This is a genomic window from Nocardioides sp. WJ219 (genome assembly GCF_058559815.1).
In genome coordinates, this window is record NZ_JBZUJV010000015.1 from 25,440 (window position 1) to 45,660 (window position 20,221).

A 20,221-nucleotide genomic window follows, 5' to 3' on the forward strand; every position below is an offset into this window, starting at 1 on the left:
GAGGAGGAGACGCGTGGGACGACGGTCGTGGGTCGCCGCCGCGGTGGGGTGCGTCCTCGCCCCGGCACTGCCGGTCGTGCTCACCTCCGGCTCCGCCGACGCCGGACCGGCCGCGGCCCTGGCCTCCCCCCGACCGGTCGACACCGTCACCCTCACCCCGGCCACCGCGGCCCGGGAGGTCGGCGACGACCTGACCGTCCAGGTGCGCGGGACCGACGCCCTCGACGACCCGGTCGCGGGCGAGGACGTCGTGCTGCGGGTCTCCGGCGCCCACCCGCGCACGGTCACCCGGACCACCGACGCCCAGGGCCGGGCGACGTACACCTGGCAGGGGACGAAGGGCGGCACCGACACCCTCCTCGCGTGCGCCGACCTCGACGGCAGCGGCAGCTGCCAGCCGAGCGAGCCGGCCGCCACCGCGAGCGTGCTGTGGTCGCCGCCGTCGCCGTACGACGAGCCCCGGCTCGCCTTCACCGACGACGCCGACACCCTCCACGTGCAGTCGGTGCGGCGGGAGGGAGAGGGCCCTGGGCTGCAGTACGTCGCGGAGGGGCGGCCCGCGTCGTACGCGACGACGCTGACCGGGTTCGAGGCGGGGCCCGCCCACGAGGGCGAGGCCGGGGCGGCGCCGGGCCGGGCCCCCGCGTTCGTGAGCACCCGCCACCACCCCGCCGGCGAGGTCTACCTCGAGCGGGCCACCACGCCCTTCCGCGTCACCTGCGATCCCGGGACCGAGACGCACCCGGTGCTGTCGCAGTCGGGCGCGGTCGCCTACGCCTCCGACAGCGACGGCGACTGGGACGTCTACGTGAGCAGCCCGCCGCCCGACCCGGGTCCCGGGCGGGTGGCGCCGTTCGGCCGGCACGCCCGTCCGCCGGCCGCCGTCGCCGCCAGGGCCACCGCGTGCGCAGCCGACTGGACGACGGTCAACGTCACCGACGAGGTGCCCGGCGATCCGCCGTCCGACGAGCTGTGGCCGACCTGGACCTACGACACCCAGCTCGGCACCCCGTCGGAGAGCGGCCTGGTGTTCAGCAGCGCGCAGCCCGACGCCCTCCCGGACCTGCACCGCTCCGTCCTCGGACCCGGAGGCGTCTTCGCCCCGGCCGTGCCGCTCACCAGCACGCCCGCGCGCAGCGAGACCCAGCCCGCCGCGATGGTGCTCGCCGTCGAGGACCCCGACTCGTGCCCGAGCGACCCCTGCTTCCCGACCTACCTCACCCGGTCGTGGGTCGCCTTCACCACCTCCGAGCAACGGTCCAGCGGCACGATCGCACTGCGGCCGCTCGACGCCCCCGGCCCGGTGATCGAGGTCGACGACGGCACCCAGGCCGGCGAACCGGCCTGGTCGAGCGTCCTCAACCCCACCCACCTGGCCGGCACCTCCACCAACCGTGACCCGTACGGCGACATCGCGATCGCCACCGTCGAGGCCCCCTCGCTCGACGACGGCGACGCGCTCGAGCAGCCTGTCGTCTCCCGCTTCCGGTTCGTGCAGGGCACGCGCGCCGGCGTGGGCGAGAGCCACGTGCACTGGCTGCGGCCGTTCGGCAGCGGCACCGATGCCGACGCCAACCTCGTCTACACCAGCAAGGCCACCGAGGCCGCCGCCGTCACCGACGGCTCCCGCGTCCTGGACGCCGACGTGAGCGACGTCCTGGCCGTCGACGGCACGCAGCGGCGCAAGGTCCGCCGGGCCCGCGTGGTCGTCGGCGGCGAGGTCGTGCTCCGCCACGACGAGGCGGGGCCGTCGTACTCCCCCGACGGGACGCGGATCGTCTACAGCGCCAACACCGGTCCGGGCGCCGAGGGCCGCGACACCCGCGTGCTCTGGACCGCCGACGCCGACGGCTCCGACCCGGCCCGGCTGCTGCCGGCCGGCCTGCGGCTGCCGCTGGACCTCGACGTCGACCCCGTCTGGTCGCCCGACGGGCGCAAGATCGCCTTCGTCCGCGTCCGCCGCTACGGCGGCGAGGGCGGGTCGGAGCCGCCGGAGGTGTGGGTCTTCCACCTCGGCTCCGGCGTGCTGACCCGCCTGGTCGGGCGCGTCGACGCCGACGTCGGCGGCGCCGACCTGTCGCCGAGCTGGGCCCCGGACAGCCGGCACCTCGTCGTCGCGCGCAGCGACCAGGGCGGCTCCTACGCCACCGCCGACGCGGCACGACGGTGGGCGACGTTCCCGTCGGGCGTGAAGCCCTACCTGCGCATCCTCGACACCGCTGACCCCGACGGCCCCGGCCGCGACCTCGACCACTGCGCCGACGGCTGCTCGGTCCCGGGCCGGTCGCCGGCCTGGTCGCCCGACGGCCGGACCATCGCCTACGAGGACGACGGCGAGCTGCGCACCGTGGGGCTCGCGGCCGCGTGCTGCGGCGGCCCGGTCGGCACCACCGCCCCCGTCGTCATCGACCCGCCGGTCACGCTGGTCGGCGTCGACCGCGAGTACGTCGCGGGTGAGTTCGTCGAGGTCCCGACACCGAGCCGCGCGGTGGTGGCCACCGCCCAGGACCCCGCCTGGTCGCCCGACGGCGACGAGATCGCGTTCACCGGCCAGCCGGTGGGGCGCTCCGACGCCACCGGCATCTGGGGCATCGCCCCCGACGGCTCCGCCCTGCGGTCGATCACCGACGAGCCCGGCCCCGAGTCGGAACCGGCCTACCAGGACCAGCGCACCGCCGACGTCTCGGTCAGGGTGTCCGTGGCCGGCAGCCCCGCCCTGGTCGGCTCACCCGTCACCGCGACGTACGTCGTCCGCAACGCCGGCCCGGCGCCCGCCACCGACGTCTCGCTGGCCACCGGCTTCGCGCCGGGCGCGGCCACCGTGGCGCCCGGTCCGCCGCCGGGCTGCCGCGCCGACGGGACCGGGTGCGCGCTCGGCGTGCTCGCGCCCGGCGCCAGCCGGGTCTACGTCGTCAGCGTCCGGCACGCCGCCCGGGTCCTCGGCGTGGCGAGCGGCACCGTGACGACCACCGCCGACGACCCGTTCCTGGACGACAACGTCGACAGCGCGCTCTACCGCGTGCAGGGCGCGAACGTGCGGGTGCGGGTGCTGCTCGACGAGCCGATCGGCTACGTCGGTGGGCTCCGCACGGCGGTCGTGGTCGTGCGCAACACCGGCGCCGACCCGGTCGAGGACGTCGCGGTCACGGCGACCTGGCCGCCCGAGGTCCTCCCGTCCGTCCCACCGGTCCTCCCCCCGCCGGTGCCGCCCGCCGCACCCGTCTGCCTGCCCGACGGCCTGGCGTGCCCGCTCGGCACCATCGGCCCGGGCGGTGTGCGGCGACTCCGGGTCGCGCTCGACACCCTGCTCGAGGGCACCGCGGTGATCGGCGCCGAGGTCACCACCTCGACCGCCGAGCTGACGACCGACGACAACGTCGACGAGGTCGGGCTGGAGGTCCTCCAGCCCACCGTCCAGGTGCTGCCCGGCGTCGCCCCGCCCGGCAAGGTCGTCCTCGTCTACGGCGAGTCGATGCCGCCGGGCAGCGAGGTCTCGCTCGCCTGGTCCTCGGGCATCACCATCCACGGCGGGCCGTTCCCGGTATCCGCGACCGGCACCATCCGGGTGCCGATGCTGGTGATCCGGCACGACCTGCTGGGCACCCGGTCGGTCGCGGCGACCAGCGAGACCGACCTGTTCACCCCGGTCGACGGCGACCTGCTCGTCGTACCGCGGACCCTTTCGCCACCCAACTTCAACGGGAGGGGCTGATCGATGATCGCCCAGGTCGACGACGCGCTGCACGACATCGTGACGACCGAGGCGCTGCGGGGCGCCGACCTCGAGGTCGTCTTCGACGCGCCGACCAAGGACTGGGCGGCGCGCCGCAACGCCCCCACGGTCAACCTCTACCTCTACGACATCCGTGAGGACCTGCGGCGCCGTCCCGCCGGCCACCTCCAGGTGCGCGACCCCGACACCGGTGCCGTCGTACGCCGGCCGGTGCCGCGCTACTTCAAGCTGTCCTACCTCGTCACGGCGTGGACCCAACGGCCCGAGGACGAGCACCGGCTGCTCGACAACCTGCTGCGCGCCTTCCTGCGCTACGACGCGCTGCCCGACCGGCTCGTGGTGGGGCCGCTCGCCGAGACCCGGGAGAAGGTCGGCGTGACGATCGGCCTGCCGCCGCCGGAGGACCGGGCGTTCGCCGACGTCTGGTCGGCCCTCGGCGGCGAGCTCAAGCCGTCGCTGGACCTGGTGGTCGTCGCCCCCGTCTACACCGGTCGCGAGACCGCCGCCGGCCCGCCCGCCGAGGAGGGCCTGGCCATCGACGCCACCGACACCGTCCACGGCGGCACCGACACGGGGCGCAAGCTCCACCGGCCACCCCCGGCCACCACGACGCCGTCCGAGGCTCCCTCCGGCACCCCGCGTGCCCGCCGCCGGAGCGCGCGGTGATCCCCGGGACGACGAGCAGCCTGGCCCACCTGCTCGGCCGGCTGGGCGTGGTCGAGGACCGGATCCGGTCGCTGGTCGCCACGCGGCGCGCCGCCGACCCGGCGCCGGACGACCCGTTCCGCGGCCTGTACCTCAGCGACGAGGCCGTCGACCGGCTGCTGGACACCCCGCGGCTCCCGCTGGACTGGCCGCAGACCGCCGCTCGGCTCGAGGCGTGCGAGGCCGCCGCCGACGCGGCCGAGGAGTCGGGCGCCGTGCTCCGGCTGCGCGACCTCGCGGCGACGTTCGCGCTCGACCCGGTCGACGTCGACCTGCTGCTCGTCGGGATGGCCGCCGACGTCGACCCGCGGTTCGAGCTGTTCTTCGGCTACCTCAACGACGACGTCAGCCGGCGCCGTCCCTCGGCCGCGGTGGCGCTCGAGCTGGCCGGCGTGGCGCTCACGTCGTCGTCCGGGCACGCCCACCTCCTGCGCGGCCCGCTGGTCTCCGGCGGTCTCCTCGAGCTGGAGGACCACGACCGGCCGTTCCCCGGCCGCGCGGTCCGGGTGCCCGACCGGGTCGTGTCGTTCCTGCTCGGCGACGACGTGCCTGATCTCGCGCTCGCCGCGGTGACCGGGTCGGTGCCCGACATCCCGTGGGGCGACCCGTCGCCGCTGGTCGCCGCCCTCGGCGCCGGCGTCACTCTCGCCTACCTGCGCGAGCCGGCCACCGGGTCGGGCCGGGTGCTCGCGGCCGAGGCGCTGCGCCTGACCGGGCACCGACCGCTCGTGGTCGACCTCGAGCGCCTGGTCCGCCAGCCCGACGCGGCCGCGCTGGCCCGCCGCGCCGCCCGCGAGGCCCGGCTGGTCGGCGCCGGCATCGTGGCGTCGCCGGTCGCGGCGATCAAGGAGCGGCCCGAGCTGCTCCAGGAGCTGGTGGCCGACCCGCGGCCGCTGCTCGTTGTCGGCGACGTCTCCTGGGATCCCGTCTGGACGACGGACCCGCCGCTGTTCGTCGCCGTACCGTCGAGCACCCACCAGGAGCGCAGCACCGTCTGGCGGTTCGCGCTGTCGGGCACGGTCGCCGAGCCCGGCGCCCTCGAGTCGACCGCGCAGTTCCGCCTGCGCCCGGAGGACGTCGCCCGCGCCGCCGAGTCGGCTCGCGTGCAGGCCAAGCTCGACGTCGACCACGTCGTCAGCGCGCGCCACCTGCGCCTCGGCGCCCGGTCCGAGAACGGGTCGGCGCTGGAGCGGCTCGCCCGCCGGATCGAGCCGGCCGTCGGCTGGTCCGACCTGGTGCTGCCGCCCGCCGTCCTCACCGCCCTCCAGGAGGTCGCCCTGCGGGCCCGGCACCGCGAGCAGGTGCTCGGCGACTGGGCGATGCGCCCCGGCGGCGGGCGCGGCGTCGGCGTCTGTGCCCTGTTCGGCGGCGACTCCGGCACCGGCAAGACCATGTCGGCCGAGGTGATCGCCGCCGACCTCGACCTCGAGCTGTACGTCGTCGACCTGGCCACGGTGGTCGACAAGTACGTCGGCGAGACCGAGAAGAACCTCGAGCGCATCTTCACCGCCGCCGCCGGTGTCAACGCGGTGCTCCTCTTCGACGAGGCCGACGCGGTGTTCGGCAAGCGCTCGGAGGTCCGCGACGCCCACGACCGCTACGCCAACGTCGAGAGCGCCTACCTCCTGCAGCGGATGGAGTCCTTCGACGGTCTCGCCATCCTGGCCACCAACCTGCGCGCCAACATCGACGACGCCTTCACCCGCCGTCTCGACGTGATGGTCGACTTCCCGCTCCCCGACGCCGACCACCGCCACGCCCTGTGGGACCGCTGCCTCGGCACCACCGTGCGCCGCTCCCCCGACGTCGACCTCCGCTTCCTGGCCGACTCCTTCTCCCTCGCCGGCGGCGCCATCCGCTCCGCCGCCGTCACCGCCGCCTACCTCGCCGCCGCCGACGCCGGCGTCATCGGCATGCGCCACCTCGTCACCGCCGTCCAGCGCGAGTACCGCAAGCTCGGCCGCCTCTGCCTGGAGTCGGAGTTCGGCGAGTACTGGTCCCTCCTCCAGGAACCCGCCTGACCGACGGTGGTCGAGCCGCGGGGACGGAGTCTCCGCGAGTCGAGACCCCTGCAGCAACCCACCCACCGCCACCGACGCTGGTCGAGGAGGCCGGCCACGGCCGTCTCGAGACCACTCCGCCGCAGGACGCGCACGCTGCCCGAAGGGGCAGCCCCACCTGCCCACCCGCAGCCCGGGAGGGCAGTGCCGTGACCCGTCGCCGGTGCCACCGTGGGCGTACGTCCGCGACAGACCCGGAGGCCGCCATGCGCCACCACGACCACGACCACAGCGAGTCCGAGCACGACGCCACGCCGAGCCAGCGGCCCGAGGCGCTCGACCCTTTGACGATGAGGGCCGCGGCGGCGGGACGCACCGACGTCCTGCGTCCCGCGGCGGTGCTCGGCATCCAGCGCGCCGCGGGCAACAGCGCCACCGCCGGGATGGTCGAGGAGCAGCGGTCGCCCGTGCACGAGGTGGTCTCGGGTGGCGGGTCGCCGCTCGAGGACAGCGTCCGCGCCGACATGGAGGGCCGGATGGGGCAGGACTTCGGCGACGTCCGCGTGCACACCGGGGACGCCGCGGACCACTCGGCGCGCTCGGTCAGCGCGCACGCCTACACCGTCGGCCCCAACATCGTCTTCCAGCGTGGGGCCTACGACCCGGGGTCGAGCTCGGGGCAGACCCTGCTCGCCCACGAGCTGACCCACGTCGTCCAGCAGCGCAACGGACCCGTCGAGGGGACGCCGGCGGCCGGCGGCGTGTCGGTGAGCAGCCCGTCGGACCGGTTCGAGGTCGAGGCGGCCAGCAACGCCGAGCGGGTGATGGCCCAGCCGGCCCCGACCGCTCCCGTGCAGCGGGACGCCGTCCACGACCACGGCGACGACGTCCAGGCCTCCCACGACCCGTCCCTGCCGCCCGTGCAACGGGCGGCCGAGACCGAGGAGGAGGAAGAGGCGCCTGCGCAGGCCGCCCACGACTCCTCCCTCGGGCCGGTCCAGCGCGAGGGCGAGGAGGAGGAAGAGGCCGAGGGCTGACCCGGAGCCCTCCTCGTCCGATGTCCGTCGCCCGCGAGCACGACCAGGCTCCTGCGGTCGAGGCCGCGCTCGTGCGGGCGCGCCGGCAGACCGGCGCCCGACCCGGTGGCGCGGCCGGGTTGCTCGGACTTCAGCGCTCGGCCGGCAACGGTGCCGTGAGCGCGCTGCTGGCGGCGAAGTCCAAGGCGACCGGCGACGCCGTCTCCGACATCGACAAGGCCCTGGTCGAGGTCCGCGGGACCGAGCCCGACATCGCCCTGGTCGAGAAGGGCCTCAAGGCGACACAGGAGGCCGGGGTCCCCGTCGACATCGACGGCGCGGCCCACAAGCCGCCGGCCTCGGCCCTGGCCGTGACGAAGACCGGGTTCGGCCCGGCCTCGGTGGCACCCAAGAAGCCGGTACCTCCGCCGAAGCCGACCAAGCCGGTCTCGCCGCTGGGCAAGGCCGGCGCGAAGGCGCCCTCCCCGGGCCCGGCGGGCCCGGCCGCCAAGGCCACGACCGCCGGGGGCGGCGGTGGCGGCGGCGCCCCGGTCGCCGCCGGACCGGAGCCGCTGAGTGCCGACAAGGCGCTCCAGCCGCCGGTGGCGCCCTCCGGCGCACGGCCGAGCGACGAGCCGGCGTTCCAGGCGGTCACCGGCAAGGTCAAGGGCGCGGCGCAGGAGAAGAAGGCGCACCCGCCGGCCGCCGCTAAGGCCAAGGAGGCCCAGGGCGCGGCGCTCGCCCCGGCCGACGACGTCGCCGGCCAGGCGCAGGCGGCCAAGGCCGACACGATGGACGCCCAGCAGGCCGGCAGCTTCGACAAGCAGGCGTTCATCGCGGCGGTGAAGACCGCGATCGAGGCGAAGGCGCCGAAGTCCCTGGAGGAGTCCGAGCGACCGGGCGGGACCGCCGAGGTCAAGGGCGAGGTCCAGGGCATGGTGACCGCCGGCAAGGAGGGATCGGCCAAGGACATCGAAGCCGCGACGGACGCGCCGCCCGACCAGTCCAAGGCGGTGCCCAAGGAGGTCACCCCGATGGCCCCGGAGAGCCCCGGCGGCGCGCCAGTGGTCCCCGCGGCCGGCGCGGCGCCCAAGCCCGCGCCGGCCGAGCAGACCAACCTCGAGGCCGGCAAGCACGAGGCCGACCAGGAGATGGCCGGCGCGGGCGTCACCGAGCAGCAGCTGGCCAAGTCCAACGAGCCGGAGTTCGAGGGCGCGCTCAAGGACAAGCAGAAGGCCGCCGCCCACGCCGACGCGGCACCGGCCGAGTACCGCGCGAAGGAGAAGGAGGAGCTCACCCAGGCCAAGGACCAGGCCGGCAACGAGACGGCGGCCGGGATGGCGGGGATGCAGGGCGCCAAGGGTGCCGCGATCGCCCAGCTCGTCGCGGCGAAGGGCAAGACGAAGTCCAAGGACGAGGCCAAGCGGGCCGAGGTGACGACCAGGATCCAGTCGATCTTCACCGCCACCGAGGCCGAGGTGAAGAAGATCCTCGAGGGCATCGACCCCAAGGTCGACCAGGCCTTCCAGTCGGGCGAGGCGTCCGCGCGAGCGGCGTTCGAGGCCTTCGTCGCCCAGAAGATGGCGGCCTTCAAGCGCGACCGCTACGGCGGCTGGCTCGGGCCCTACAAGTGGGCCAAGGACAAGCTGCTCGGCATGCCCGAGGCGGTCAACGAGTTCTACACCGCCGGCCGCGAGCTCTACCTGCAGAAGATGGACGGCGTCATCTCGCGGGTGGCCGACATCGTCGGCGGCGACCTGAACGCCGCCAAGCAGCGGATCGCGCGGGGCCGCGGCGAGATCACGGCGTACGTCAAGACCCTCTCCCCCGACCTGCAGAAGGTGGGGCAGGAGGCGGCCCAGGAGATCGGCGACAAGTTCGAGCAGCTCGAGTCCGACGTCAACGACAAGCAGAACGAGGTGGTGGAGAACCTCGCCACGAAGTACGTCGAGGCGCGCAAGGGCCTCGACGAGCGGATCGAGGCGATGCAGGCCGAGAACAAGGGTTTCGTGGACGCCGCGATCGGTGCGATCAAGGGCGTCATCAACACGATCAAGGAACTGGTCGGGATGCTCAAGAACGTGCTGGCGCGTGCCGCCAGCGCGGTGGAGGACATCATCAAGGACCCGGTCGGGTTCCTGGGCAACCTCGTCGCCGGCATCAAGGGCGGCATCATGCGGTTCTTCGGCAACATCGGTGCGCACGTCAAGAAGGGCCTGATGGGCTGGCTCTTCGGCCAGCTCGCCGACGCCGGCATCGAGCTGCCCGAGACCTTCGACCTCAAGGGCATCGTCAAGCTGCTCGCCTCGGTCTTCGGCCTCACGTGGGCCAACATCCGCAGCCGCCTCGTCAAGCAGATCGGCGAGAAGGCGATGGGCGCCGTGGAGAAGGGCGTCGACGTCTTCCAGAAGCTCATGTCCGGCGGCGTGGGCGCGTTGTGGGAGATGCTCCTGGAGAAGCTCGGTGACATCAAGGCGACGATCATGGAGCAGGTCCAGGACTTCGTGGTCACCAAGGTGATCACCGCCGGCATCACCTGGCTCATCGGCCTGCTCAACCCGGCCGCGGCGTTCATCAAGGCCTGCAAGCTGATCTACGACGTGGTGATGTTCTTCGTCAACAACGCCGCGCGGATCATGAAGTTCGTCAACACCGTCATCGACGGCATCGTCGACATCGCCAAGGGCAACGTCTCGGGCGTCGCGGCCAAGATCGAGGACACCCTCAGCCAGATGGTGCCGCTGCTCATCGGCTTCCTGGCCAGCGTCCTCGGCGTCGGCGGCATCGGCGAGAAGATCCGCTCGATCATCCAGAAGCTCCAGAAGCCGTTCAACAACGCAATCGACTTCGTGATCAAGACGGGCCTCAAGCTGGCGGGGCCGATCATCCGTGGGCTGAAGGGGTTGGGAGCCAAGGCGAAGGCAAGGATCAAGGGGAAGATCGACGCCGGAAAGTCTTGGGTCAAGGGCAGGCTGTCGTCACAGCGCCCGCAGCCGGGTGCCGCAGGCGGACCGCCCAGCCAGGCGAGCGCCCAGGTCCACTTCACCAAGCCGGTGAGCATGGACGGGGCCAGTCACACGATCTACGTCGATTCCGTGGACGGCAGGCTGAAGATCGACATGGCCTCCGACCGCACGGCCCTCAAGCGTCAGCTGACGGACGCTGAGGCGGAGGCCAAGGCGCTCGAGGAGGCCAACACTCCCAAGAAGGGTCTGAAGAAGGACCTGGGCAAGGTCTGGGCGCCGCTCGCGCGGGCCGAGAACCTCTATCTCGACGCCATCACGGGACGCGGTGGGATCAGGATGACCAAGGCCGTCGAGGTGACGATCAACGAGTACGCAGTCGATGCTGCTGGGCTCCTGGGTGACATCGCACGCAAGTACGGGCTCAAGGCGCTCCAGGGTCTCGGGCACGCGTCCGCCTGGGTGACGAGCAACATGGACCTGAAGAGCGAGTACCGCGGCGTCAACTTCCGTCCGCGGGTGTACGGCGGTTGGAACTCCGCCAACGGAACCGGTGGCTCCTTCCGCACCAGCGAGTTCGCTCGGCTGCGGGCCCTGCTCCCTGGTGGCGGCGCGACCGCTCCCGCCAACGCCTACCACTGCCCGTGCTGCAACAAGCAGCGACTGAACGACCCCGGAACGCCGGGCGAGCTGACCATCGACCACAACCCGTCCGTGGTCAACAACTGGGCGCCCGGACAGGGACACGACAACAGCTTCCAGGAGCGCAACGACTGGTACAACGGCGCTGGTTCTGCTGGATCGCAGCTCACGGCGATCTGCCGCGGGTGCAACTCCCGCAAGGGAGGCGACAACCCCGAACCCAACACCTTCAAGGTCGGCCACAAGTTCCGTGGCAAGGGCGAGGGCAAGGCGTCCTGACGCCAGGCGATCCGACCCCCACGACAGTCCCGTGCGCCGGCCTCCGGCCGCGGCGAGCCGGTGCACTGCCGCCCGAGGTCCTTGCACGATCGGGCACCAACCCCTTCCTCACCGGCCGTCCCACGGGACGTGCCGGGCAGGTCGCCGGACGACGAACCTGGAAGCCCCCACCGGCGCCGCCTGCCCGACGGCCTCGGTCCACCAACGTCGAGGAGCGCGCCGATGCCCACTTACCTCTCTCCCGGGGTCTACGTCGAGGAGGTCGAGGCGGGGTCCCGCCCGATCGAGGGGGTGGGCACCTCGGTCGCGGCGTTCGTGGGACTGGCCACCAAGGGCCCGGTCAACGAGCCGACCCTGGTCTCCAACTGGACCCAGTTCAGCGAGAGCTTCGGCGACTTCACCGAGGGCTCCTACCTCGCCCACGCCGTCTACGGCTGGTTCCTCAACGGCGGCGGCAACTGCTTCGTCGTCCGGATCTCGCCCGACGGGGGCAGCAACGGCAACGGTCGCCAGCCCCGGGAGATCGCCGCTCCCAAGCAGGCGAGCATCGGCGGCTACACCGCCACCTCGATCGCCCGAGGGGCCACCGCCAACAAGACCATCGGCGTCGTGGTCGAACCGGCCGGTGGGGAGAACCCGCCCGAGGACCAGTTCAAGCTCGTCGTCACCGTCGACGGCAAGGACAGCGAGACCTACGACAACGTCACCGCCAAGGCCGGCGACAACAACGTCGCCACCAAGGTCAACGCCGCCTCGAAGCTGATCAACCTGGAGGAGACCGCCACCGGCAGCGCGGTGCCGACCCTCGCCGCCGGCCAGGCCGTGCTGAGCGAGGTCGAGCCGGAGGCGGCGCCACCGAACGTCGACAACATCGGCGCCGGCGACTACGTCGGCGACGCGGCCGCACGCACCGGCTTCAGCGGGCTCGAAGCCATCGACGAGATCACCATGCTGTCGGTGCCCGACCTCGCGGCGGCGTACGAGCAGGGCGCGATCGACCTGGAGACGTTCAAGGCCGTGCAGCTGGGCATGATCGCCCACTGCGAGCTGATGGGTGACCGCATCGCCATCCTCGACACGCCGTCGGGGCTCAACCCGCAGCGGGTCCACGAGTGGCGGACCCGCACCGCCGGCTACGACTCGCGGTTCGCCACCATGTACTGGCCGTGGGTCAAGGTCTTCGACCCGGCCTCGGGCACCAACAAGCACGTGCCGCCGTCGGGCCACATGGCCGGGGTCTGGGCCCGCAACGACGACACCCGCGGCGTGCACAAGGCACCGGCCAACGAGGTCGTGCGCGGGGCGATCTCGCTGCAGACCCAGATCACCAAGGCCGAGCACGACCTGCTCAACCCGGTCGGCATCAACTGCATCCGCACCTTCCCGGGTCGCGGGGTCCGGGTGTGGGGGGCCCGGACCCTGTCCAGCGACGCCGAGTGGCGCTACCTCAACGTCCGGCGACTGTTCAACTACCTCGAGGAGTCGATCCTGCTCGGCACGCAGTGGGTGGTCTTCGAGCCCAACGACCACGCGCTGTGGGCCCGCATCCGCCGCACCATCAGCTCGTTCCTCGTCAACGAGTGGCGCAAGGGCGCCCTGTTCGGCACCACCCCCGACGAGGCGTTCTTCGTCAAGTGCGACGACGAGACCAACCCCGCCGAGGGCATCGACGCCGGGCAGGTCGTCTGCCAGATCGGGGTCGCGCCGGTGAAGCCGGCCGAGTTCGTGATCTTCCAGCTGTCCCAGTACTCCGGCGGCACCAGCCTGGTGTCCGAGTAGCCCCGCCACCGCCCACCGACGACCGACCGCACCCCCGACCAGATAGGGACACACCATGGGACTCGCAGACCCGCTCGACTCCGCGTCAGCCAACGGCTTCACCGTCACCGTCGACGGGATCCAGATCCCGAAGGTCAACGAGGTCAGCGGCCTCAAGTCCGAGGTCGACAAGATCGAGCTCAAGCAGCAGACCAGCGACGGCAAGTACGTCGTGCGCCAGCTGATCGGCCGGCCCAAGCCCGGCGAGCTCACCATCACCCGCGGCCTGACCGACAGCAAGACGATCACCGACTGGCTCAAGCAGGTCGCGCAGGGCGACGTCGCCGGGTCGCGCAAGACGGCGTCGGTCGCGCTGCTCGACTACGCCGGCGCACCGATCAAGACCTACAACTTCACCAACTGCTGGGTGAAGAGCGTCGAGGTCAACGCCCTCAAGGCCGGCGCGGCCGAGCAGGCCACGGAGAAGTTCGTCATCTGCTACGACGAAGTGACCGTGTCCTGATGCAGCGCGGACCCGCGCCGGCGCTCCTCGACCCGCACGACGCCCGGCCTGGCGCGGCCGGGCCCGGGGTCGAGGAGCGTGCCGCCGCACCGGTGATGCGCACCGAGTTCGACTTCGAGCTGCCGCGCGGGTACGTCGACGGCGACGGCGTCGTGCACCGCCACGGCACGATGCGGCTCGCCACCGCCCGCGACGAGCTGCTGCCGCTCTACGACGAGCGGGTGCAGGAGAACGCGGCGTTCACGACCGTCGTCCTGCTCGGCCGGGTGATCACCCGGCTCGGGACGGTCGCGGCGATGAACGCCCAGGTCGTGGAGAACATGTTCGCCAGCGACGTCGCGTTCCTGCAGGACTTCTACCGCCGGATCAACGCCGAGGGACACACCCGGGCCGCGGTCACCTGCCCGGAGTGCTCGCAGCGCTTCACCATCGACCTCGCAGGTGGGCGCCTGGGGGAATCGTGACGTACGCGCCGACCCGGCTCTACGAGGAGGTCGCGTACGTCGCCTACCACTTCCACTGGCGGCTCGACGACATCCTCGACATGGAGCATCCGCAGCGGCTGCGCTTCGTCCACGAGATCGCCAGCATCAACACCCGCCTCGCCGAGGAGCGCTGAGCGGTGCGGTGGCCCTGGTCCCGCCGCGACCCGGAACCGGTCGTCCTGCCGGCTCCGGCGTCCGAGCCCGTCGTCACGACGACACCACCCGCGACGCCAGCGCCCCGGTCGTCGCCGATGGGCTGGGCGTTCCTCCCGCCGATCCAGCGCACGCTGACCGGCTCGGTCGACGCGGTCACCCGGCCGACGCAGTTCCCCGGCGAGCTGGCGGCCTGGCGCTCGCCCACCTTCACCTCGTCGTTGAGCCACGCCGTCGTCGACACCGCCCCGGGCGGGCTGGTCGACGGGGACGGCGCAGGTCTCGGCACCGGCCCCGGCCAGCCGACGACGTCGACGACGCCGTCGCCCGCGCTGACCCTGCTACCGCCACCGCGGCCGACCGCGGCGGTCCAGCGGTCGGTCCGACCCCGGGCGCCGGCGGCCCCGGCAGCCCAGGCAGCCCCGGCAGCCCCGGCAGCCCAGGCGTCGCCCTCGTTGACCCGGGCTCCCGACGCCGGCATGCCCCTGGTGCACCGCGCCGTCGTCACCGACCCGGCGCCGGTGACCGCCGCACCCGAACCGGAGGCCCAGCCGGATACCGAGCCAGAAGCTCAGTCGGAGACCCAGCCGGAACAGGCGCCCACGCCCGTACCCGAGGTCGCGGTCGCGGAGGACGGCGGCATGCCCATCGGGCGCACCGCTCCCCCGCTCGGCACCGAGCCCGGCCCCGCGCCGCCGACGCCCCTGGCCGGCCCGGTCGCGCCCGTCCAGCGCAGCACGAGCACGCCATCGCCCGGGCCCCTGCCGCCGGCGTCGCCGCGGCCCCGGTTGGGCCTGGGCGAGCCGCTGCGGTCGGTCCCGCCGACCGCGGTGCCCGAGCCGCCGCGCGGCTCACCGACCGGCCTCCCGCTGCGCACACCCGGGCCGGGCGCGGGCGGCTTCACGGAGGTCCCGGTGCAGCGGGCCGCGGCTCCCACGCCGCCACCACCCGCCGACGTGGTGCTGCCCGCGCCCGCCGACCCTCCGGACTCACCCGCCCTCACCCTGCCGCCCCCAGCCGAGCCACCCGGGTCCCCGCGGCCGGCAGAGGCGACGGCGACCGCCGAGGCCACCGTCCCGTCGCTGCAGCGCACCCACACCGACGGGCCCGACGCCGCCGAGCCGACCCCCACCGTCGGACCGGAGCCCGGGACCGCGGTGAGCCCCGCCCCACCGGTGTCCCTGCCGTCGGCACCCCTGCCGCTGAACGACGGGCTGCGTACGTCGATGCAGCGCGCGACGCTGATCCCCGGCCCGGGACAACCGGTCCCCACCCTCACCGTCCGTCCGGCGTCGCTGCTGCCCACCCCTCGCACCCGGGAGCGCGTGGTGCCGGTCCAGCGCGTGCCGGTCGACCCGCCGGCCCCACCCGCACCCGCCAGCGCCAGTGCCGGCGCACCGACCGCACCCACCCCGGCCGTGCACCGCGGCGCCGGTCAGCCGGATCCGCCGGACCGCCCGACCCGGGCCGCACCCACCGCCGCCGCTGACCCGGACCCCGACCCCGACCCCGCAGTCCCGACCCCGGGCGCCGACCCCCCGGTCACGGTGTCCCGCTGGGGGTTGCCGTCCCTACCCGCGGCTCCGTCGATGCCGTCGATGCCGTCACTACCCGCAGCACCGTCGATGCCGTCACTACCCGCAGCACCGTCGATGCCCTCCGTGCCCTCGATGCCCTCGATGCCCGCGGTCCCCTCGACGCCGGCCGTCAACTCGATGCCCTCGATGCCGTCGATGCCGTCGATGCCCTCGATGCCCTCGATGCCCTCGATGCCCTCGATGCCCTCGATGCCCTCGATCCCCGGCGTCCCGGACATCCCGAGCATGCCGGACCTGCCGGACCTGCCGGACCTGCCGGACCTGCCGACTGCCGTCCCCGACCTGCCGGGCCTCCCCCAGGCACCAGACCTGCCCACGCTGCCCGCGATGCCCACGATGCCCGCGATGCCGGCGCTGCCCGACGTCCCGACGGCGGTGCCCGGGCTGCCCGCGGGACTGCCGTCGGCGGTCCCGAGCCCGACCGACCTCGCCGCGGCCGTCCCCGGAGCCCTGCCCCTGGCCAGGCCCGCCACCCAGGCGGCCCAGGCGGCCCAGGCCCTCGGCAACGCCGTCGACGGGGTCGGCCCGGCCGCGGCACTCGGCGCGGTGACCGGAGCTGCACCGGGCCCGGCCGGTGCGCCGGCGGGCGCCGGCCCCGGCGAGCCGGCGGGGGCTCCGGCCCACGGCGACGAGGCCGCCGCGCCGACCGCCGCAGCCGCCACCGGCGGCACTGCCGGTGCGGCGGGTGCGGCGGGTGCGGCCGGGGCCAGGGACCCCGCGATCGGGGGCGAGGACGTGGAGGCGATGGCCCAGAAGCTCTTCCCCGCGCTGCTGCGCCGGCTCAAGGGCGAGCTCCTCCTCGACCGCGAGCGCCGCGGGATGCGCACGGACGCGTGGTGAGTGGTTGCTGAGCGCCGAGCGGTACGACCGACCCACCCACCAGGCCCGACCGTCACCGAGGGGGACCCGATGACCCAGCTGCAGGACGTCGACACCGCGGTCAGCGTGTGCTTCGTCGTCAAGATCGACGACGCCAGCATCGGGACGTTCACCGGCTGCGAGGGCCTCGGCTGCGAGGTGGTGATGGAGACCCGCGAGGAGGGCGGCAACAACGCCTACGTCTGGCAGCTCCCGAGCCGCGTCAAGTACAGCAACATCAAGCTGACCCGGCCGCTCGGCGCCGACACCGCCAAGGTCGCGGCCTGGGTGTCCTCGGTGGCCCAGGGCTACGAGCGCAAGACCGGCGTCATCCAGGCCATGCGGGCCAACGGGACCGTCGTGGCGACCTGGTCGATCTCCGACGTGCTCCCCGTCCGGTGGACCGGCCCGAGCCTGAGCGCCGACCAGCCCAAGGTGCTGACCGAGACCCTCGAGATCGCCCACCACGGCTTCACGCTCACGTGAGCCCGCCCACCCCCAGCCCCACCGAACCCCGCCAGTCCCGAGGAGTGCACCCATGAGCGGCAGCCCGGTCAGCTTCGACGCGGCCCAGTCGGGGACGCCGTCGTCGGGCGGACGGCCCAACCTCCAGCACGCCTACCTGATGGTCCACGAGCCGGCCACCGACGGGTCGCTGTCGGCACCGGGAGCGCTGCTGTTCCAGCTCGACTTCCAGTTCAACCCCAAGGAGATCGCGCTGAGCAAGTCGGCGACCTGGAAGCGCGAGGCCGCCAAGGGCAGCAAGAGCGCGCCGCCGCCGCAGTTCACCGGGGCGCAGCCGTCGAAGCTGACCCTCGAGATGTTCTTCGACGCCAGCGCCAAGCAGGACACGACGGTGGTCAAGACCGTCGAGAAGCTGTTCTCGCTGACCACGCCCACCGCCTCGTCGCTGACGTCGAAGAAGGCGTCGCCGCCGTGGGTGGTGTTCCGGTGGGGCAGCCTCACCGGGTTCCTCGCCTACGTGAGCCAGGTGCAGGCGAAGTACACGATGTTCACCGCCGACGGCCTCCCGATCCGGGCGACCTGCCAGGTCACCCTCGACGAGCTGGCCGGCGACGCGCCGAAGCAGAACCCCACCTCGGGCGGCCTGGTGCCGCACCGCGTGCACCAGGTGGTCGAGGGCGACAGCCTGCCGGCGATCGCCTACCGCGAGTACGGGCAGCCGGCGATGTGGCGGGCGGTGGCCGACCTCAACCGGGTCGACGACCCGATGCGGCTGCGGCCGGGCGACCGGCTGCTGCTCCCGCCGATGGAGGAGCTGCTGGCGCTCGCCCGGGCCACTCGTCCCCTGTCCAGCCGGGGCGCGCCCGTCACCACGCTGCCGTCGGTCCCGAGCCCGGCCGCCGCCCTCGAACACGCGGCGGTGCTCGATGGCACTCGGTGAGGAGTTCAGCAACACCCTCGACGTCACCGTCGACGGCGTCGCGGTCCCCGACGACCTCAAGCCCCTGCTGGTCCACGGGTACGTCGACGACAGCACCCACGTCCCCGACATGTTCGTGCTGCGCTACACCGACGTCGGCGGCGTGGTGCTCGCCAAGGCCAAGCTCAAGATCGGCGCCAAGGTCAGGCTGAGCCTGGTGTCGACCAGCACCACCACCCCGAGCACCGTGCTGCTCGACGGCGAGGTCACCGCGCTGGAGGTCGAGGTCGGCGAGAAGGGCACCTACACCGTGGTGCGGGGGCTCGACGCCTCGCACCGGCTCTTCCGCGGCACCCGCGTCGAGGCCTACCTCAACATGAGCGCCTCCGACATCGTGCGCCAGGTCGCCCGGCGGGCCGGCCTGGCGGTGGGCAGGATCGACGCCACCACACCGGTGCCGCCACACACCAGCCAGAACGGCGTCAGCGACTGGGACTTCCTGCGCCGGCTGGCCGCGGAGAACAACCGGGTGCTCACCATGTCCGAGGGCAAGCTCGAGCTCACCGAGCGCAAGCCGGCCAGCACCGCACCGGGCGGGGCCCCCAGCGCCACCACGAACCCGCTCGTGCTCGAGCAGGGCGTCAACCTCGTGCAGCTGCGCGGCACGATCACCGCCGCCGGTCAGGTGCCGAGCGTGGAGGTGCGCGGCTGGGACCCCCAGACCAAGCGGGCGGTCACGGTCACCGCGAGTGCCGCGACCACCAGCGCGCTCCTGGACGCCGGCGCGACCCCCACCTCGCTGGCGGGCACGTTCGACGGCGTGCCGCACGTCGTCGGGGTCTCCCACCTCGAGCGCCAGGAGGTCGCCACCAACCTCGCCGCCGCCCTCGCCGACCACCTCGCCGGCGGCTTCGCCGAGATCGACGGCGTGGCCCGGGGCAACGCCAAGCTGCGCGCCGGCACGCCGGTGCTGCTGTCCGGCGTCGGCGGCTTCTCGGGCCGGTACACGCTCACCTCGACCCGGCACGAGTTCAGCCCCGAGCGCGGCTACCTGACCAGCTTCACCGCCAGCAACACCTCCGAGCGGTCGCTGTACGGCGCCACCAACGCCGCGGTCCGCGAGCAGCCCACCATCGCCGGGGTCGTCCCGGCGGTGGTGACCAACGTCCGCGACGACGAGAAGCAGGGTCGGGTCAAGGTCTCGTTCCCCTGGCTCAGCGACACCTTCGAGTCCGGCTGGGCCCGCACCCTCCAGGTGGGCGCCGGCAGCAACCGCGGCACGTCCGTGCTCCCCGAGGTCAACGACGAGGTCCTGGTCGCCTTCTCCGAGGGCGACTTCAACCGGCCCTACGTCCTCGGCGGCCTGTTCAACGGCAAGGACGTCCCCCACGGCGGGTGGGAGGCGCAGGTCGACAGCGGCTCGGGCCAGGTCGTGCACCGCGGCTTCGTCTCGCGCACCGGCATGAAGGTGCTGCTGCTCGAGACCGCCGGCGACCAGTCGGTGGTGCTCAGCACCGTCGACGACAAGCAGAAGATCGTGCTCACCCAGACCAAGGACAAGGGCATCGAGGTGCTGTCCGAGGGCGCCGTGACGATCAAGGCCGCCACGTCCGTCAGCGTCCAGGCCGCCAACGGCCCGGTCGCCGTCGCCGCGACCGGCGGCGCCGTCACCGTGGAGAGCAAGGGCGGCGACCTCAGCCTCAAGGGCGCCAACGTCACGATCGAGGCCACCGCCGGGCTCGACCTCAAGGGCACCAACGTCAAGGTCGCCGCCACCGCGGCGGCCGAGCTGAGCGCGGCCGGGGCGACCACCGTCAAGGGCTCGATCGTGAGGATCAACTGATGCCGCCCGCCGTCCGGGTCTCCGACCCCACCGCGCACCCCGGCCTGGTGACCGGTCCGGGCTGCCCGACGGTCCTCATCGGCGGGATGCCCGCCGCGCGGACGGGCGACCTGCACACCTGCTCGATGCCGCCCCCGGCCGGTCCCCACCCGCCGTCCCCGATCGCCCCGGGGGTGCCGACGGTCCTGATCGGCGGGATGCCGGCCGCCGTCGTCGGCGACATGTCGGGGTGCGGCGCGCCGGTCGTGCTGGGCTGCCTGACCGTGATGATCGGGGGCTGA

Annotated in this window: 14 protein-coding genes; all 14 read left to right on the forward strand. The window is 73.6% G+C overall.

Annotated elements, in window-relative coordinates; genetic code table 11:
- Nucleotides 1–13: 13 nt before the first annotated feature.
- The 14 genes from AC4MBH_RS23460 (at nt 14) to AC4MBH_RS23525 (ending at nt 20,221) form a co-directional block, all read left to right on the forward strand.
- Nucleotides 14–3,712, forward strand: coding sequence for a hypothetical protein (locus AC4MBH_RS23460; protein ID WP_491797834.1), 3,699 nt, complete (start codon nt 14–16; stop codon nt 3,710–3,712).
- 3 nt (nt 3,713–3,715) lie between these two features.
- Nucleotides 3,716–4,399: a Pvc16 family protein gene (locus tag AC4MBH_RS23465; RefSeq protein ID WP_491797835.1), complete on the forward strand. Its 684-nt coding sequence runs from the start codon at nt 3,716–3,718 to the stop codon at nt 4,397–4,399.
- Nucleotides 4,396–6,459, forward strand: coding sequence for an ATP-binding protein (locus tag AC4MBH_RS23470; protein WP_491797836.1), 2,064 nt, complete (start codon nt 4,396–4,398; stop codon nt 6,457–6,459). The genes AC4MBH_RS23465 and AC4MBH_RS23470 overlap by 4 nt, the downstream gene beginning before the upstream one ends.
- A 245-nt stretch (nt 6,460–6,704) precedes the next feature.
- Nucleotides 6,705–7,475, forward strand: a complete 771-nt coding sequence (locus AC4MBH_RS23475) for an eCIS core domain-containing protein (RefSeq protein ID WP_491797837.1) — start codon at nt 6,705–6,707, stop codon at nt 7,473–7,475.
- 20 nt (nt 7,476–7,495) lie between these two features.
- Nucleotides 7,496–11,338: a phage tail protein gene (locus AC4MBH_RS23480; RefSeq protein ID WP_491797838.1), complete on the forward strand. Its 3,843-nt coding sequence runs from the start codon at nt 7,496–7,498 to the stop codon at nt 11,336–11,338.
- Between the two features lie 222 nt (nt 11,339–11,560).
- Complete coding sequence (locus AC4MBH_RS23485) at nt 11,561–13,117, forward strand: phage tail sheath family protein (protein ID WP_491797839.1); 1,557 nt, start codon at nt 11,561–11,563, stop codon at nt 13,115–13,117.
- A gap of 55 nt (nt 13,118–13,172) precedes the next feature.
- On the forward strand, nt 13,173–13,619 hold the full coding sequence (locus tag AC4MBH_RS23490; protein ID WP_491797840.1) for a phage tail protein: 447 nt from the start codon (nt 13,173–13,175) through the stop codon (nt 13,617–13,619).
- Nucleotides 13,619–14,083, forward strand: coding sequence for a hypothetical protein (locus AC4MBH_RS23495; RefSeq protein WP_491797841.1), 465 nt, complete (start codon nt 13,619–13,621; stop codon nt 14,081–14,083). Before AC4MBH_RS23490 ends, AC4MBH_RS23495 begins: the two co-directional genes overlap by 1 nt.
- On the forward strand, nt 14,080–14,238 hold the full coding sequence (locus AC4MBH_RS23500; RefSeq protein ID WP_491797842.1) for a DUF6760 family protein: 159 nt from the start codon (nt 14,080–14,082) through the stop codon (nt 14,236–14,238). Before AC4MBH_RS23495 ends, AC4MBH_RS23500 begins: the two co-directional genes overlap by 4 nt.
- Before the next feature lie 117 nt (nt 14,239–14,355).
- Nucleotides 14,356–16,695 carry a hypothetical protein gene (locus AC4MBH_RS23505; protein WP_491797843.1) on the forward strand — a complete coding sequence of 780 codons (2,340 nt, stop codon included), beginning with the start codon at nt 14,356–14,358 and terminating at the stop codon, nt 16,693–16,695.
- 69 nt (nt 16,696–16,764) lie between these two features.
- Nucleotides 16,765–17,199, forward strand: a complete 435-nt coding sequence (locus AC4MBH_RS23510; RefSeq protein WP_491797844.1) for a phage tail protein — start codon at nt 16,765–16,767, stop codon at nt 17,197–17,199.
- Between the two features lie 52 nt (nt 17,200–17,251).
- Nucleotides 17,252–18,118: a CIS tube protein gene (locus AC4MBH_RS23515; RefSeq protein ID WP_491797845.1), complete on the forward strand. Its 867-nt coding sequence runs from the start codon at nt 17,252–17,254 to the stop codon at nt 18,116–18,118.
- Nucleotides 18,105–19,940, forward strand: coding sequence for a VgrG-related protein (locus tag AC4MBH_RS23520; RefSeq protein WP_491797846.1), 1,836 nt, complete (start codon nt 18,105–18,107; stop codon nt 19,938–19,940). Before AC4MBH_RS23515 ends, AC4MBH_RS23520 begins: the two co-directional genes overlap by 14 nt.
- Nucleotides 19,940–20,221, forward strand: coding sequence for a PAAR domain-containing protein (locus tag AC4MBH_RS23525; protein WP_491797847.1), 282 nt, complete (start codon nt 19,940–19,942; stop codon nt 20,219–20,221). Before AC4MBH_RS23520 ends, AC4MBH_RS23525 begins: the two co-directional genes overlap by 1 nt.

Excerpts from the sequence above, each read along its gene's own strand:
- AC4MBH_RS23465 (WP_491797835.1), top strand. The coding sequence starts at position 3,716 with ATGATCGCCCAGGTCGACGACGCGCTGCACGACATCGTGACGACCGAG.
- AC4MBH_RS23475 (WP_491797837.1), top strand. The coding sequence starts at position 6,705 with ATGCGCCACCACGACCACGACCACAGCGAGTCCGAGCACGACGCCACG.
- AC4MBH_RS23480 (WP_491797838.1), top strand. The coding sequence starts at position 7,496 with ATGTCCGTCGCCCGCGAGCACGACCAGGCTCCTGCGGTCGAGGCCGCG.
- AC4MBH_RS23485 (WP_491797839.1), top strand. The coding sequence starts at position 11,561 with ATGCCCACTTACCTCTCTCCCGGGGTCTACGTCGAGGAGGTCGAGGCG.
- AC4MBH_RS23490 (WP_491797840.1), top strand. The coding sequence starts at position 13,173 with ATGGGACTCGCAGACCCGCTCGACTCCGCGTCAGCCAACGGCTTCACC.
- AC4MBH_RS23495 (WP_491797841.1), top strand. The coding sequence starts at position 13,619 with ATGCAGCGCGGACCCGCGCCGGCGCTCCTCGACCCGCACGACGCCCGG.
- AC4MBH_RS23505 (WP_491797843.1), top strand. The coding sequence starts at position 14,356 with ATGGGCTGGGCGTTCCTCCCGCCGATCCAGCGCACGCTGACCGGCTCG.
- AC4MBH_RS23510 (WP_491797844.1), top strand. The coding sequence starts at position 16,765 with ATGACCCAGCTGCAGGACGTCGACACCGCGGTCAGCGTGTGCTTCGTC.
- AC4MBH_RS23515 (WP_491797845.1), top strand. The coding sequence starts at position 17,252 with ATGAGCGGCAGCCCGGTCAGCTTCGACGCGGCCCAGTCGGGGACGCCG.
- AC4MBH_RS23520 (WP_491797846.1), top strand. The coding sequence starts at position 18,105 with ATGGCACTCGGTGAGGAGTTCAGCAACACCCTCGACGTCACCGTCGAC.
- AC4MBH_RS23525 (WP_491797847.1), top strand. The coding sequence starts at position 19,940 with ATGCCGCCCGCCGTCCGGGTCTCCGACCCCACCGCGCACCCCGGCCTG.